Origin of the sequence: Rhodococcus sp. ACT016 (assembly GCF_050477185.1) — a bacterium.
Lineage (GTDB): Bacteria > Actinomycetota > Actinomycetes > Mycobacteriales > Mycobacteriaceae > Prescottella.
On the sequence record NZ_JBEAET010000001.1, the window covers coordinates 1,709,770 to 1,724,264 of the forward strand.

The window sequence follows — 14,495 nt, forward strand, 5'->3', positions numbered from 1 at the left end:
TCGGCTCCACCGCCCACTCTGGCAGCACCCGAAGGTCAGCTGCCCGAGGTCATCGATTCGAGGCTTGCCCAGCCTCCACCCTGTTGTGAGGCGGTGTACAGCCCCATGGACCCGACGGTGGTGAAGGCCGTTAACAGGTTCACCAAGGCGTGCCAGTAGTTGGACGACATACGTTTGATCTCCTTCTAGGAAAGTCCGCTAAGGAACGCATTAAGCGGTCCTGCCAGATTCAGCCATAGTTGAAACAGCGTGACGTGGAGCAGGTCGGTGCTGATCGCGTTGAGTGACATTCACAGACTCCTTGGGGCGGTCAGGGGCGTCATCACGGGTAGGTGTTCCCGAAAGACAGCTGTATGGGCAAGTCGATCAGAAAGGCGAACAGCATGGGGAGCATCTGTGTGACGGTCTGTCCGAGCGACGCGGTCTCTGCCTGAATCGATCCCATCAGCTTGCTCCTCCGCTCGAGTAGGCAGTGGTCGACATGGCGTTGAGCCCGTCGAGGGAACCGCCCAAGGCGGTGGCAAATGCCGGGACGAAATCCCGCAGCAGGGCCATGAACTGACCTAGCATTATTGACTCCATTTTCGGTCGATGGTTGTATTGCGGCCACGTGTCTTGCTGATTGGCAATGTCGTACAGCTGACCAGTGATCTTGACACCTCCGACGGCCTTGGCGTCAGCCGGCGGCGCGCTCACGTGGGTGTCGGCGCCGACGTAGGCGGTGCCACATACCTGCATTCTTCAGGAAATGCGGTGACGGCCCGAGGGCAAGTTTTCTTTCATCGAGATAGCTGATTCGATTTTCCGAATCGCATGCGCGGATCGGACCCGTGAAGGTCCAGTTTGCGCCCCCCCTCGAGCTCGAACGAAGGGCCACCAGGGGGCCCTCGCCTCCATGCTCGAGGCCAGCACCAGGCACGCTATTACGAACCGATTGCGGCCGTTAACGGTTTCGCATACCTACCCACCAGTAACTTGTCGGGCGGTGAGCTTAGGGAGAATCCGGCCCGAGTGTTCACCTTGACTAAATCCGAGATTATGATAATTTTGAACTGCAGTGCAATTCAGTCGATACCGAGGAATGCGTATTGTACGTTTGTTCAACATTGGTCGGTATGCGCAGGCAGTGACCTGGGGTCGGATTGTCACCTGAGCAACCGGGATCTTTCCGGGCAGGCACCGGAGGCCGCAGGCAGCAGCACTCCTGCTCTTAGCAGGCTTCGCACAGTCCGATGCGGACCGCCTGTGGACCAATGACTTTCAGTGGCAGATGGCACGGGATTCGGCACTCGAATCCGCACCCCTCGTCCACGTCGTTGGTTCAGGCCTGGTCGTACTTGTCCCAGAAGCGTGCCCGCAACCGATACCGGATCCCCTCGTCCAGGTCGTACCTCTCCATCACGTCGGAGGCGTCGAGCAGCAGGGCACGGTCGATGTCGCGGGGGATCGACGGCCTCGCGCGCTGGAGTTCCAGTCTGTCGTCGGGTGTAGCGCTCTCCTGGAACGATGCGAGGACGCGCGCCACGACCTCGTCGATCAGTTGATCCTGCTCGCCGCCTTCGTCGTATCCGGGTAGCACACGGCCTGGGGAGCCAGTCGAGACGCTGTACGCAAGCACGCTCGTCGAGCGTGGAGCGGCCGGGCCGTGCGGAATGGACGCGAGGTCGAGAGGGGTCCGGACGGCCGGCCGCGCCGCCGCGGCTGGGGGCCGAGCAGGCTCCGGTGTCGGTTCCTGGGTGATCGGCTCGAGCGCCGGCTGTCGGTCGACCTTCATCACGGCAGCATCGACCGCCGCTCCATCGATGCTGTCGAGTTCGTCGGCGGCCCGGATCAGGTGCCGGCTCACGCCATGAGGTTTGCCGTCGACGGTCGGCACGGCGAGCAGCACGACCTGGACCCCGTGGACCTGAGCCTCTTCGACTGCTTCGGTGAGGTCGTCGTCGCCCGAGACGAGGAAGAACACGTCCGATGCACGGTTGCGGGCGTGGGCGACGAGGTCGAGGCCGATGCGAAGGTCGACCCCCTTCTGGTCGCCATTGACACCGAACCGGCCGAGCCGGAGCTTGACCTTGGACAGCTCGCCGATGCGCTCCTGTCGCGCATCGGGGACACCGTTGCGGGCAGAGTCGTACCAGTGCACCCGCAGCACCGGCAGGCCCGACCTGGCTTCCGCGGTGTCCACCAATGAGCTGATCAACGTGGCGTAGTCGACGTAGATACCGCTCCGCAGCGAAGTGCCGGTCACGCGGGTCGCAGCCGCAGCGAGCAAGTACCCCGCATCGACATACAGAGAACAGGTCGACCGCATGCGCTCACTATGGCATGGCACGGTTGACAGTAATGGGCGCTTGACCAGCAACCACTCTGTCGGCGAGCCACACCCTGGTGTAGTAGAAGCGGGCGGCGTACCGACACGGAATACACGGCTTCAGCCCCGCCATCCTCAAGCAATGGCGCGGGCTGGCCACCCGCGAGGACTCACTCGCCCTCGCATACCGCGCGCGCGTGGTCCCATCGGCGGCCCGCACCTGGTGAGTCCCTCACCAAATAGGAGACACGCTCTAGGTCCTCCATGGCCACCTTGGCGATCCGCTGGGCAGACAGCGTGACGGCGGTGAGGTCATCCGCCGGTATCTCCAACAGATCTTTGCTGTGCCGCTTGGGAATGACGAGCAGTGGCCGTCGGAAACAGGATTGATGTCCATGAAGGCGTACGTGGTGTCGTCCTCGGACACCTTGGTGTGCGGAACCTCGCCGGCGACGATTCCGCAGAACAGGCGCTGATCGGTCATAGCCGGCGACGCTAGTCGGTGTTCCGGGGCCGAGAAAACAGGTCGAAGGTCGGTTCGTCCTCGGACTACTCTTCGCCGGGTGACGTCGAACCCGCGTACGCAGTTGTCCGTGCCGCTTCCCTCTGGGCGAGTGCTCACGGGAGCGTCGTTCGGTCCACCGGAAGGCCGTCCCGTCCTCTTCGTCGCGGGGGCCGCCACGGGCAAGAGCATGTCCTTCGGGGACGACTGCCTGGAACGCCTGGGGATCCGTCTGCTGACGATGGATCGCCCTGGCATGGGCGGCTCGTCACCCGACCCGGATCGCACCGTCGCCTCGACGGCGGAGGACTACCGCGCGTTCGTCTCCGCCGCGATTCGCGACGAGTCCCCGGTCGTTGCAGTCGTGGCGAATTCGCAGGGCGCCCTCTTCGGCCTGGCGATCGCCGCGGCCGGATGGGCTTCGTCGCTCGTCCTCGTGTCACCAGCTGACGAGATCGCCCATCCGGTGATTCACGACATGTTGCCGCCGCAGGCAACTCAACTGGCCGACATGGTGCGCGATGCCCCGGAGGCGGCACGAAAGATGCTCTCCTCGTTCACGCCGGAGGCCATGGAGGAGATGGTCCTGTCCGGTTCCGGTGAGGAGGATCGGGCGTTCTACAGCGCGGCGCCGTTCTTGGCGAGGTACCGCACGGCACTGGAAGAGGGGTTCGCCAACGGCGCGGCCGGATACGTTCAAGACACCCTCATGGCCATGCGCACGTGGCCGATCGACCCGACGAGCGTGACCTGTCCCGTACGGATTCTCTTCGGGGAGAAGGACCGGACACACTCCCCGGACCTCGGCGCGACATTGACATCGCGTTTCCCGTCGGCGACTCGCGACGTCATCGTGGGCGCCGGCGGCGCGCTCCTCTGGACGCACTCGGCGCACATCCTGTCATCTTTGTTGCCGCACTGAAGGATTGGCGGACTACCGGTGCGGGCGCATGCGGGCCGAGGGGACAATTTACGTCGAGCGGCAACCGTCGGGTGAAGCTGGGGTTTCCTAGGATTGGCGGGTGCCCAACCTGAGATCACCCGCGACCCGCGCACGAGACGTCGACCGTGCGCAGAGCTGCACGTTGCTCGACGCCGCATACAGCGACGGCCAGCTCGGCGTCGACGAGTACGAGGCCCGCACCGCGACCGCAATGCGCGCGGCCATGCTCGGTGATCTGAACAACCTGACCGCCGACCTGCAGATCCCCGCACACTTTGTCGGGTCCGCGAGCACCCCGGACGCACCGGCTCGCCGCCCGGGCCTGCGTACTCGCGCACGGACCGCCGCGGCGATGGTCCGCGGCGGCGCCAACTATCTGCTGTTCGGCCGCGGCGCCGACGGCGATCAGTCCGGCGCGTCGGAATCGCTTCCCGCCCAACCTACGACGTGCGGTGAGCCGGCCGAGCCCATCGACACCCACACCGCCGACGGTATCCGTGTGTTCGTGCGTCGATTCCAGCAGAAGTTCCGTGATGCGATCGCCGACGACGTCGACCTGTACCGCAACGATGCCGTCGTCACCAGAATGGTTCCCGGACAGCCGCACCGCTCGCATCGGTATCCGCGCCTCGGACGCCGGCCCTCGCGTCACGGTGTACGTCGAAGACAGCGACGCCAACAAGGGGAACGCGACAGCGACGTTCGCCGGCGAGATCATCGACGTCCAGACCGCCTGACACGGTGGCGATCCGCGAATGCTGGGTAGGGTGCCTTCGTGACGTTACGACGACCTCTGCCGCCCGCCACCCGACGCACCCGGACACTGCTCCTCGCCGCGATCATCGCGATGCCGATTGCGACCGGAGTCTCGGCACCGGCCCTCGCATCGGTTCCCGCATCAGGCCCCACGGCGCAGGCCGCGCCCGATATTCCGGAACGGCAATCCGTCAGCGAGCGCTATGCCGCCACCGGCATCCACGCCGTCACATCGGTTGCGATGCCCGGATACCAGCTGTTCTACCCCGCCGACATCGACACGAGCCCCGACCGCCATCCGGTGGTCACCTTCGGTAACGGAAGCTACGCGACCTACGAGCAGTACGAGGAGTTGCTGCGGCACCTGGCCTCGTGGGGCTTCGTCGTCGTGGTCGCCGACAGCAGCGTCACCGGCGACGGGACCGAGATCCTGGCAGCAGCGCGCTACGTCGTGGCGCGGAACGACAACCCGGAGAGCGTCTTTCACGATCGCATCGACGTCGCTCACGTCGCTGCAGTCGGGCATTCGCAGGGTGCCGGGGGATCGATCAACGCCAGCACCCAATCCGACGGCCTCATCACGTCGACCGCCGTGCTCGACCTGCCCGATCCCTGGTGGGCCAGTCGGCCCGTCGACGTGATCGACGTGACCCGATTGACAGGTCCGGTGTTCTACCTGACCGGGGCCGAGGATCCGGTCTCGACGGCCATACCGCAGGCCGCCTATCACGCCGTGAGCCCGGGGCCCGCGGCCCGCGGCCGCCTGCTGGGGGTGGGCCACAACTGGCCCACCGACGGAGGTGGATTCCGCGGATACCTCACCGCGTGGCTGCGCTTCACCCTCGAGGGCGACACCGACGCCGCACGCGCCTTCGTCGGTCCGGCACCTGAGTTGTTGGCCGATCCAGGGTGGGACGGGACTGCGGTCAAGGGCTGGTGAATCGACGGCTCCGGGGGTGAGGCGCCACCGCGTCTCCGAACCGGGTGTACTCCCGCGCGGTCAGCCCCGGTTCTGTTCGACCACCCACGCGGCGATCTGCGTCCGTTTGGTGAAGCCGAGCTTGGTGAGCACATGCTGGACGTGCCCCTGCACCGTACGGGGCGAGACGACCAATTTGGCCGCGACCGCCTTGTCCGTCAGACCCTCCGCCACCAGGTCCGCGACCTGCCGTTCGCGGGGGGTGAGAATGTCGGTGGGTGAGGGCGGACCCGACGGCACCACCCGTTCCTCGCCGAGTGCATATCCGGCGGCTTCTTCGAAGGACAGGTTGGCGCCGCGCTGAAAATCGGTGGTGAAGGCGCGATCGCCGAGTGCGCGGCGGGCTCGCTGTTCGGCCTCGCGGTGGTACCCCTGCAGCGTCGGGGCCACGACACCGGTGCTGCCCACAGCCAGCCACCGCGTCTGCACCGCCCCCAACAGCACCGCCGCGCGGTGATCGCGGTGGTCGGCGGCCGCAATCCACGCCAGTGCTTCCACACACATGGCGGCGGACAACTTGTCGTCCACCTGATCGGCCAGCCTCAGGGCTTCTTCGAGCAATCCGGTCGCGCGGTGCGGCTCGGCCTTCCACAGCCCCAACCCGAGCGCGCAGTGGGCGTAGCCCTTGTACATGGATTCGCCGCTGGCTTCGGTGATTTCGAGTCCCTGCCGGTAGTAGTCCTCGGCCTCCGCCGTATGCCCGAGAAACCCATGGGCCAGCGAGAGACCGAGCACCGTCGAGATCTGCCGAACAACGCTGCGTTCGGACCGGAACACCTCGAGGGCGCGCTCGAGACAATCGACGGCGCGCGGGATGTCGCCCGCGAACGCGGCCAGGTATCCCATGGCGTGCAGGACCAGGGCCTCCGATGTTGCGTCCCCGAGGCGTTCTGCGAGGTCGCGCCCTCGTGCGGCGAATTCCTCTCCCGCCGCGACGTCGCCCTGGTACCCGGCGAGCAGGCACGCCCCGGACAGCGCCTTGACCTTCCCGACGGTGGGTATTCCTCCCTGTAGGTTCAGTGTTCGGTCGAGCCAGTACCGACCCTCTCCGAGCAGCCCGTCGGAGAGCCAGAACGGGAAAAGGGCGACGGCGAGCCGCAGCCCGTGGTCGGCTTCGCCGGGGGTGGACAGGCAGAACTCGATCGCCTCGCGCAGGTTCGGCTGCTCCCGTTCCAGCCGGACCTTGGCCTCCGCCTGCTGAGGGCTGATCCAGTTGCGGCGCAGCTCCGACACCAGCTGCTCGTACCAGTCCCGATGCCGTCGACGCATCACGGCGTACTCGTCCATCTCCTGCAGGCGGTCGAGTCCGTACTCGCGCAGCGTGTCGAGTAGCCGGTACCGGACCACCCCTCCCACGTCTTCGCAGGTCAGGATGGACTTGTCGACCAAGGAGGTCGCCACCTCGAGCAGGTCGATCGTGTCCGTGCCGCAGATGCCTTCGGCGGCACCGAGTTCGAATGCGCCGGCGAACACCGCCAGCCGAGCCCACGTCTGCCGTTCCTCGTGCGTGCACAGCTCGTAGCTCCAGTCGATGCACAGCCGCATGGTCTGCTGCCTGGTGGGAACGTTCCGGGTGCTGGCGGTCAGCAGCGCATACCGGTCGATCAGGCGCTCGAGGACCTGGTGCACGGACATCGCCCGCAGCCGCGCTGCCGCCAGCTCGATCGGCAGCGGTAGACCGTCCACCCGCCGACAGATCTGGACGATCTCGCCCTCGTTCGCCGCGGTGAGCTCGAAACCGGGCACCGCCGCGCGGGCCCGCTCCACGAAGAGCGCTACCCCGTCGTATCGGCTCGGTTCGCGCCCCGGCTCCCGACCGTCCGGCTCGGGCAGTTCCAGGGGCGGCACCCGCAGCAGGTATTCGCCCTGAATGCGCAGCGGTTGACGGCTCGTGGCGAGGATGTGCAGTTGTGCGCACGACCTGAGCAGCATCGCGACGAGCCGCGCAACTGCCCCGACCAGGTGCGCACAGTTGTCGAGCACCAGGAGCAGATGGCGGTCCGCCAGGTGCTCGATCAGCAGATCTGTCACCGGCCGGCTCGAGAGCACCTGGATGCCGAGCGCGGCCGCCACCGTGTCCGGCACCAGATCGGGATCCTGCAGTTCAGCCAGGTCCACGAGCCAGACCCCGGCGCTGAAGGCCCGCTGCGAGTCCCCGGCAACGCGCAGCGCGAGCCGGGTCTTGCCGACGCCACCGACCCCCGTCAGTGTCACCAGACGCGAGACGCTCAGCAGTCCCTTCACCTCCGCGACGTCGTCGCGGCGGCCGACGAAGCTCGTCAGATCGAGGGGAAGGTTCCCCGCTCGCGCGGTGGGCATCAGGCCTGTCTTCTCGTTCACCCGGGTGAGCCGTCCCGGCGGCACCGGCTGCCGGGTCGGGATGGGACGTGGCACAGTATCCCGCGCCGTGGACGGCCTCGTCCATGCTCGAGGAGCAGTTTCCTGCCGGCGCCGGGGTGCCCGTCATCCGTCGACGGGCACCCCGGGATGGCGTCAGCTGAAGACGTCGGGATCCGGGCCGGTGCGCAGGCCCCGGTCGAGGCCCGTCAGGGTGGACATGTCGGCGTCGGTGAGCTCGAATCCGAAGACGTCGAGGTTTGCCCGGATGCGGCCGGGGGTGACCGACTTGGGGATCACGATGTTGCCGGTCTGAATATGCCAGCGCAGCACCACCTGTGCGGGAGTGACCCCGTGCGCGGCCGCGATCGCGCCGATCGCTTCATCCCCGAGGACCGCGCCCTGGGCCAGCGGGCTCCACGCCTCCGTGGCGATACCGTGCGCGGCGTGGAAGGCGCGCAGCTCGGTCTGCTGCAGGGCGGGATGCAACTCGACCTGATTGACCGCCGGGGTGATGCCGGTGTGCTCCAGGAGTTGCTCCAGATGGGAGATCTGGAAGTTGGACACACCGATGGCGCGCACACGCCCGTCGGCGAGGATCTTCTCGAGTGCCCGGTAGCTCTCCACGAACGAATTCCGGGCGGGGGCCGGCCAGTGGACGAGGTAGAGGTCGACGTAGTCGAGTCCCAGGTTGTCGAGAGAGGTGTCGAACGCGGCCAGGGTCCGGTCGTACCCCTGATCCTCGTTCCACAGCTTGGTCGTGACGAACAGCTCGTCGCGGGTGAGGCCGGAGGCGGCGATCGCCCTGCCGACACCACGCTCGTTACCGTAGATCGCGGCGGTGTCGATGCTGCGATAGCCGGCCTCCAAGGCGCTGGTGACCGCGGCGGCGGTCTCGTCGTCCGGGACCTGGAAAACGCCGAAGCCCAACTGCGGCATGGTTACACCGTTGTCGAGTGTCACGTTCGGTACGGAAGTCATCAGGGTTCCTTTCATGGTGCTTACGTCGTGGGAGAAACGGAGAAACGGAGAAACGGGGGCTGTTGCGCGACCGAGATCGGTCAGGCGTGGACGGAAGCGGTCGCGGAGTTCGGGTCGGCCGTGACGACGGTGGTGCGCGTCGGGTGCTTCTCGAGTCGATGTGAGACGACTGCCAGCGCCAGCGCGGCGGCAGCCAGGACGGCACCGATCGCATTGGGCGCGGTGTAGCCGAGGCCGGCGGAGATCACCAGGCCGCCGAGCCAGGCGGACAGCGCGTTGCCCAGGTTGAAGGCGCCGATGTTTGCGGCCGAGGCCAGCGTCGGAGCGCCGTGGGCGTGGTCCAGGACGCGCTTCTGCAGCGGTGGGACGGTGGCGAAACCGAGCGCGCCGATGAGGAAGACGGCGACGACGGAGAAGACCTTGTCGGAGGCCAGGAAGGTGAAGAGTCCCAGGACCAGCGCGAGGCCTCCCAGCGCGGTGTAGAGCATCGGCATGAGCCTGCGGTCGGCGTAACGGCCGCCAACGAGGTTGCCGATCACCATGCCCAGGCCGAAAACGACCATCAGCCAGGTGACGGAGGATTCGGCGAACCCGCTCACCTCGGTCACCATCGGCGCGATGTAGGTGATTGCCGCGAACACGCCACCGAATCCGAGAACCGTCATGGCCATGGCCAGAACGACCTGGGTGTTCTTGAAGGCGGCGAGCTCGTGTCGCAGCTGGACACCGTCCGGCTTCGGCACGTCGGGTACGAGCTTGGCGACGCCGGCCAGGCCGAGGACGCCGAGGGCGGCGACGATCAGGAAGGTCACGCGCCAGCCGGCGGTCTGGCCCACGAAGGTGCCCATGGGCACGCCGACGACGTTGGCCACGGTCAGGCCGGTGAACATCATGGCGATGGCGCCGGCCTTCTTCTCGGGAGCGACCAGTTCGGCGGCGACGACGGAGCCGATGCCGAAGAAGGCGCCATGGGCCAACGAGGCCACGACGCGCCCGATCAGCACGACGGCGAAGACCGGGGCGACGGCGGTGACCAGGTTGCCGAGGATGAACAGGCCCATGAGCAGCATGAGCATGTTCTTGCGAGAGATCTTGGTGCCGAGGATGGTCATGAGTGGTGCGCCGATCATGACGCCCAGGGCGTAGCCGGTGACCAGGAAGCCGGCCGTCGGCACGGACACACCCAGGTCGTCGCCCATCTGGGGCAGCAGGCCCATGACGACGAATTCTGTGGTGCCGATTCCGAAGGCTCCCATTGCCAGTGCCAGGAGTGCGAGCGGCATGAGGACGATCCTTTGTGCAAGGTGAAAGTACGCGAACGCGTCTTACAAGCGACGACAATAATTGCAGACGCCGACTATTCGCAAGCGCGGGTATAGTGAGGTATGCAATAGCCGGGCTTCTGCCGGCGCCAACCGTTCGCACCGTCCGACCGAGGGAGCTCGACCATGACCGCCACCGATCCAGCGATGACCGCACTCGCGCACAGTTGGTCGGCGCTCTCGTTGCTGCACGGGCGTATCGAGGGTCGGGTCGAACGCGCACTGCAGGCCGGTCACCAGTTGAGTGCGCGCGAGTACGCGCTCCTGGACGTCCTGAGTCGCCAGCACGACGGCGACGGCGGACATCTGCAGATGCGGCAGGTCGCGGACTCCGTCGTCCTCAGTCAGAGCGCCACCACACGCCTGGTGACCCGACTGGAAGACCGCGGGCTGCTCTCGCGTTACCTGTGTCCTACCGACCGTCGAGGCATCTACACCGACGTCACCGACGAGGGGCGGCGTTTGCTCGACGAGGCGCGTCCCACCCACAACAGCGCCCTGCGCGAGGCGCTCGACCAGGCAGCGGCCGAACCCGAGCTCGCCCCGCTGGTCCGAGCCGTCGAACAGTTGCAGGGCAGCGTCGAGCCGGCATGACGGGATGTGTTGCACCGGTGACCGCGACTGTGTGGCGATAGGGTCGGTCGAGGTGAATCGACGACCATCCCGGGAGGGTGAGCGGTGCGGAATGCGGTGTCCCTGAAGGTGCAGCTCGTCGCGAAGACGGAGTTCGTCCCGCCCTCCGACGTGCCGTGGGAGACCGACGCCGACGGTGGCGAGGCGCTCGCGGAATTCGCCGGGCGCGCGTGCTACCAGAGTTGGTCCAAGCCGAACCCGCGCACCGCGACGAACGCCGGGTACCTGCGCCACCTGCTCGAGGTGGGTCACCTGTCGGTTCTCGAACACGGCAGCGTCAGCTTCTACATCACCGGCATCTCGCGCTCGTGCACGCACGAGCTGATCCGGCACCGGCACTTCTCGTACTCGCAACTGTCGCAGCGATTCGTCCGCGAGAACGACGCCAACGTCGTGATCCCACCCGCGATCGCCGGCGACGCGCACCTCGAGGCGCTGTTCGCCAAGGCCACCGAGGCGAGCCGCGACGCCTACGCGGAACTGCTCGACGCTCTCGAGGAAAAGCTCGCCGACGTGCCGAGCGGCCCAGTCCGTAACAAGCAGGCGCGCCAGGCCGCCCGCGCGGTGCTGCCCAACGCCACAGAGACCCGAGTCGTCGTCACCGGCAACTACCGAGCGTGGCGGCATTTCGTCGAGATGCGGGCCACCGAACACGCCGACGTCGAGATCCGTCAGGTCGCCGTCGAGTGCCTGCGGCAACTGCGCCGCGCCGCGCCGAATGTGTTCGGGGACTTCGAAATCGTTGCTCTACCGGACGGTTCCGAGGTCGCGACGAGCGAGTTCGGTACTGTCGGCTGAGCGGACGGAGGCTGCCGCTCGGTGCAGGCTACGCCCGCAGGGGTGCCGTCGTGTTCAGGTCTGCAGCGCCGACCGGGTAGCCTTCTGACCATGACCTACGGTGATTCAGCTGCTTCCGTCGAGCGTCCGTTCGGCACCGTCCTCACTGCGATGGTGACCCCGTTCACCAAGGACGGAAAGCTGGACGTAGACGCCGGCGTTCGGCTGGCCACCCACCTCGTCGACAACGGTTGTGACGGACTGGTGCTGGCCGGCACGACGGGTGAGTCGCCCACCACCACCGAGAACGAGAAGCTCGAACTCCTGCGTGCCGTCGTCGAGGCCGTCGGCGACCGCGCCCGGATCGTCGCCGGCGCCGGCAGCAACGACACCGCGCACAGCGTCGAGCTCGCGCGCGACGCCGCCCGCGCCGGTGCACACGGACTGCTCGTCGTGACGCCGTACTACTCGCGTCCGCCGCAGGCCGGTCTGTACGCACACTTCACCGCCGTCGCCGACGCCACCGACCTGCCGGTGATGCTTTACGACATTCCGCCACGCTCCGTGGTCCCGATCGAGACCGAGACCATCCGGCGCCTCGCCGACCATCCGCGCATTCTCGCGGTCAAGGACGCCAAGGGCGATCTGAATGCCGGCGCCGAGCTGATCGGCACCACCGACCTCGACTTCTTCTCGGGTGACGACCCGCTGAACCTGCCCTGGCTGTCCGTCGGCGCGATCGGCTTCGTCAGCGTCATCGGACACCTCGTCCCGCAGCGCCTGCGCGCGCTGCACACCGCCTTCATGGAGGGCGACCTCGCGAAGGCCCGCGAGATCAACCTCAGCCTCGTGCCGGTCAATCGTTCGGTGGCGCGCCTCGGTGGCGTCAGCGCCTCCAAGGCCGGACTGCGGCTCATGGGCCTCGACGTCGGCGAGCCCCGCCTGCCGCAGGTCGCCCCCACCACCGAGCAGATCGACATCCTGGCGGCGGATCTGCACGCCGCGGGGGTGCTCGCATGACCCGTCCCGCACGTCGCCGCAGCGCCTCCCGCCAGGCGGGCCCGCCGACCACCGCCGCCGAGCGCGCGGAGCGAGTCGAAGCACCCGCACCGGCCGCGGAGGCCGGTGAGCGCCGCGCTGCGACACAGCCGGAGTCGGCTCCCAAGAGCGGCACCAGAAGGTCCCAGTCGCGTCGGTCCGGACGGTCGAAGCCGCCCGCACCTGCAGTGGTCGATCCGACCGATCGGCTCGGACTTCCGCCCAAGGCGCCCGCGAAGGGTCTGCGGGTGGTCGCGCTCGGCGGCATCGGTGAGATCGGTCGCAACATGACCGTCTTCGAACACCAGGGCAAGCTGCTCATTGTCGACTGCGGCGTGCTCTTCCCCGAGGACCAGCAGCCCGGCGTCGACCTGATCCTCCCGGACTTCCGGCACATCGAGGACCGGATGGACGACGTCGAGGCGATCATCCTCACGCACGGCCACGAGGACCACATCGGTGCCGTGCCGTTCCTGCTGCGGCTGCGCCCGGACATCCCGGTCGTCGGCGCCAAGTTCACGCTCGCGCTCGTCGCCGCCAAGTGCCGTGAGCACCGTCAGCGCCCCAACCTCGTCGAGGTCGTCGAGGGCGACAAGACCAGCCACGGCCCGTTCGACTGCGAGTACTTCGCGGTCAACCACTCGATCCCCGACGCGATCGCCGTCGCGATCCGCACGTCGGCCGGTCTGGTGCTGCACACCGGCGACATCAAGCTCGACCAGCTGCCGCTCGACGGCCGCCTCACCGACCTCGCCGGGTTCTCCCGGCTCGGCGACGAGGGCGTCGACCTGTTCCTCGTCGACTCCACCAACGCCGAGGTGCCGGGCTTCGTCACCCCCGAACGCGAGATCGGCGGCGTGCTCGACAACGTCATCGGCAAGGCCACCCAGCGGGTGATCGTCGCGTCGTTCGCGAGCCACGTGCACCGCATCCAGCAGGTCGTCGACGTCGCGGTGCGCTACAACCGCCGCGTCGCGTTCGTGGGCCGCTCCATGGTCCGCAACATGCAGATCGCGCAGGACCTCGGCTACCTGTCGGTGCCCGACGGCCTCGTCGTCGACATCGACACCGCCGCGAACCTGCCCGACGACAAGCTCGTGCTGGTGTCCACCGGTTCGCAGGGCGAGCCGCTGTCGGCGCTGTCGCGGATGGCGCGCGGCGAGCACCGCCAGATCAACATCCGGGCCAACGACCTCGTCGTGCTGGCGTCGTCGCTGATCCCCGGCAACGAGAACTCGGTGTTCGCGGTGGTCAACGGTCTCGCCAAGCGCGGCGCCACCGTCGTCACGCAGCAGAACGCCAAGGTGCACGTCTCCGGGCACGCGTCTGCCGGCGAGCTGCTGTACCTGTACAACGCGGTCCGGCCCACCAACGCCATGCCCGTGCACGGCGAGTGGCGGCACCTGCGCGCCAACGCCGCGCTGGCCAGGGCCACCGGTGTCCCGGAGGACCGGATCGTGCTCGCCGAGGACGGTGTGGTGGTCGACATGGTCGACGGGCTCGCCGAGATCGTCGGCCGCGTCCCGGTCGGACACGTGTACGTCGACGGCAACTCGGTCGGCGACGTCGGCGACTCGACGCTGTCGGACCGTCTCATCCTCGGTGAGGGCGGCTTCATCTCGATCTCGCTGGCGGTGGACTCCGCGACCGGCCGCGCCGTGAGCACGCCAGAGGTGTCGGGCCGCGGCTTCTCCGACGACCCGGCCGCGCTCAAGGAAGCGGCGAAGCTGGTCGAGTCGGAACTCGTGCGGCTGGCCGGCGAGGGTATCAACGACACCCACCGGATCGCGCAGGCCGTGCGCCGGGTCGTGGGCCGCTGGGTGGCGGAGAAGTACCGCCGTCGGCCGATGATCGTGCCGACCGTCATCGGGGTGCCGTAGCCCGAACCGGAACGGTCGCACGCGACGGGTGAGGAGGTT

The 14,495-nt window shown here is 67.5% G+C and carries 14 protein-coding genes and 1 pseudogene; 7 read left to right on the forward strand and 8 right to left on the reverse strand.

Translation table 11 applies throughout. The annotated features are described in order from the left end of the window. Positions 1-35: 35 nt before the first annotated feature. The 5 genes and pseudogenes from ACQ5DX_RS07930 to ACQ5DX_RS07950 all read right to left on the reverse strand — a co-directional run. Positions 36-170, reverse strand: coding sequence for a hypothetical protein (locus ACQ5DX_RS07930; RefSeq protein WP_430332112.1), 135 nt, complete (start codon positions 168-170; stop codon positions 36-38). A gap of 152 nt (positions 171-322) precedes the next feature. Further along, a complete protein-coding gene (locus ACQ5DX_RS07935) occupies positions 323-445 on the reverse strand; it encodes a hypothetical protein (protein WP_430332113.1) in 123 nt (40 codons plus the stop codon). Next, on the reverse strand, positions 445-696 hold the full coding sequence (locus ACQ5DX_RS07940) for a hypothetical protein (protein ID WP_430332114.1): 252 nt from the start codon (positions 694-696) through the stop codon (positions 445-447). The genes ACQ5DX_RS07935 and ACQ5DX_RS07940 overlap by 1 nt, the downstream gene beginning before the upstream one ends. A 625-nt stretch (positions 697-1,321) precedes the next feature. After that, positions 1,322-2,308, reverse strand: a complete 987-nt coding sequence (locus ACQ5DX_RS07945; protein WP_430332115.1) for an NYN domain-containing protein — start codon at positions 2,306-2,308, stop codon at positions 1,322-1,324. A 254-nt stretch (positions 2,309-2,562) separates the two neighbouring features. Then, positions 2,563-2,792, reverse strand: a pseudogene (locus ACQ5DX_RS07950) (HIT domain-containing protein); the annotation flags it as partial. 79 nt (positions 2,793-2,871) lie between these two features. On the opposite strand from ACQ5DX_RS07950, the gene ACQ5DX_RS07955 reads away from it, so the two are divergent. The 3 genes from ACQ5DX_RS07955 (at position 2,872) to ACQ5DX_RS07965 (ending at position 5,449) form a co-directional block, all read left to right on the forward strand. After that, on the forward strand, positions 2,872-3,732 hold the full coding sequence (locus tag ACQ5DX_RS07955; RefSeq protein WP_430332116.1) for an alpha/beta fold hydrolase: 861 nt from the start codon (positions 2,872-2,874) through the stop codon (positions 3,730-3,732). A 100-nt stretch (positions 3,733-3,832) separates the two neighbouring features. Next, positions 3,833-4,519, forward strand: a complete 687-nt coding sequence (locus ACQ5DX_RS07960; protein WP_430332117.1) for a DUF1707 SHOCT-like domain-containing protein — start codon at positions 3,833-3,835, stop codon at positions 4,517-4,519. Positions 4,520-4,528: 9 nt separating this feature from the next. After that, complete coding sequence (locus ACQ5DX_RS07965) at positions 4,529-5,449, forward strand: alpha/beta hydrolase (protein ID WP_430332118.1); 921 nt, start codon at positions 4,529-4,531, stop codon at positions 5,447-5,449. Between the two features lie 60 nt (positions 5,450-5,509). Here ACQ5DX_RS07965 and ACQ5DX_RS07970 read toward each other — a convergent pair whose 3' ends face one another. The 3 genes from ACQ5DX_RS07970 to ACQ5DX_RS07980 all read right to left on the reverse strand — a co-directional run bounded on the left by ACQ5DX_RS07970 (position 5,510) and on the right by ACQ5DX_RS07980 (position 10,089). Next, complete coding sequence (locus ACQ5DX_RS07970; RefSeq protein ID WP_430332119.1) at positions 5,510-7,828, reverse strand: ATP-binding protein; 2,319 nt, start codon at positions 7,826-7,828, stop codon at positions 5,510-5,512. A 153-nt stretch (positions 7,829-7,981) separates the two neighbouring features. Beyond that, positions 7,982-8,806, reverse strand: coding sequence for an aldo/keto reductase (locus tag ACQ5DX_RS07975; RefSeq protein ID WP_430332120.1), 825 nt, complete (start codon positions 8,804-8,806; stop codon positions 7,982-7,984). Positions 8,807-8,886: 80 nt separating this feature from the next. Then, positions 8,887-10,089: an MFS transporter gene (locus ACQ5DX_RS07980; protein ID WP_430332121.1), complete on the reverse strand. Its 1,203-nt coding sequence runs from the start codon at positions 10,087-10,089 to the stop codon at positions 8,887-8,889. A gap of 165 nt (positions 10,090-10,254) precedes the next feature. Between ACQ5DX_RS07980 and ACQ5DX_RS07985 the strand changes: the two genes are divergently transcribed. The 4 genes from ACQ5DX_RS07985 (at position 10,255) to ACQ5DX_RS08000 (ending at position 14,456) form a co-directional block, all read left to right on the forward strand. Further along, entirely contained in the window at positions 10,255-10,722 is a 468-nt protein-coding gene (locus ACQ5DX_RS07985) for a MarR family winged helix-turn-helix transcriptional regulator (protein ID WP_430332122.1), read from the forward strand. 84 nt (positions 10,723-10,806) lie between these two features. Next, positions 10,807-11,559, forward strand: coding sequence for an FAD-dependent thymidylate synthase (gene thyX, locus ACQ5DX_RS07990; protein WP_430332123.1), 753 nt, complete (start codon positions 10,807-10,809; stop codon positions 11,557-11,559). A 90-nt stretch (positions 11,560-11,649) separates the two neighbouring features. Further along, positions 11,650-12,558, forward strand: a complete 909-nt coding sequence (dapA, locus tag ACQ5DX_RS07995; protein WP_430332124.1) for a 4-hydroxy-tetrahydrodipicolinate synthase — start codon at positions 11,650-11,652, stop codon at positions 12,556-12,558. Continuing rightward, on the forward strand, positions 12,555-14,456 hold the full coding sequence (locus tag ACQ5DX_RS08000; RefSeq protein ID WP_430332125.1) for a ribonuclease J: 1,902 nt from the start codon (positions 12,555-12,557) through the stop codon (positions 14,454-14,456). Before dapA ends, ACQ5DX_RS08000 begins: the two co-directional genes overlap by 4 nt. Positions 14,457-14,495: the final 39 nt, after the last annotated feature.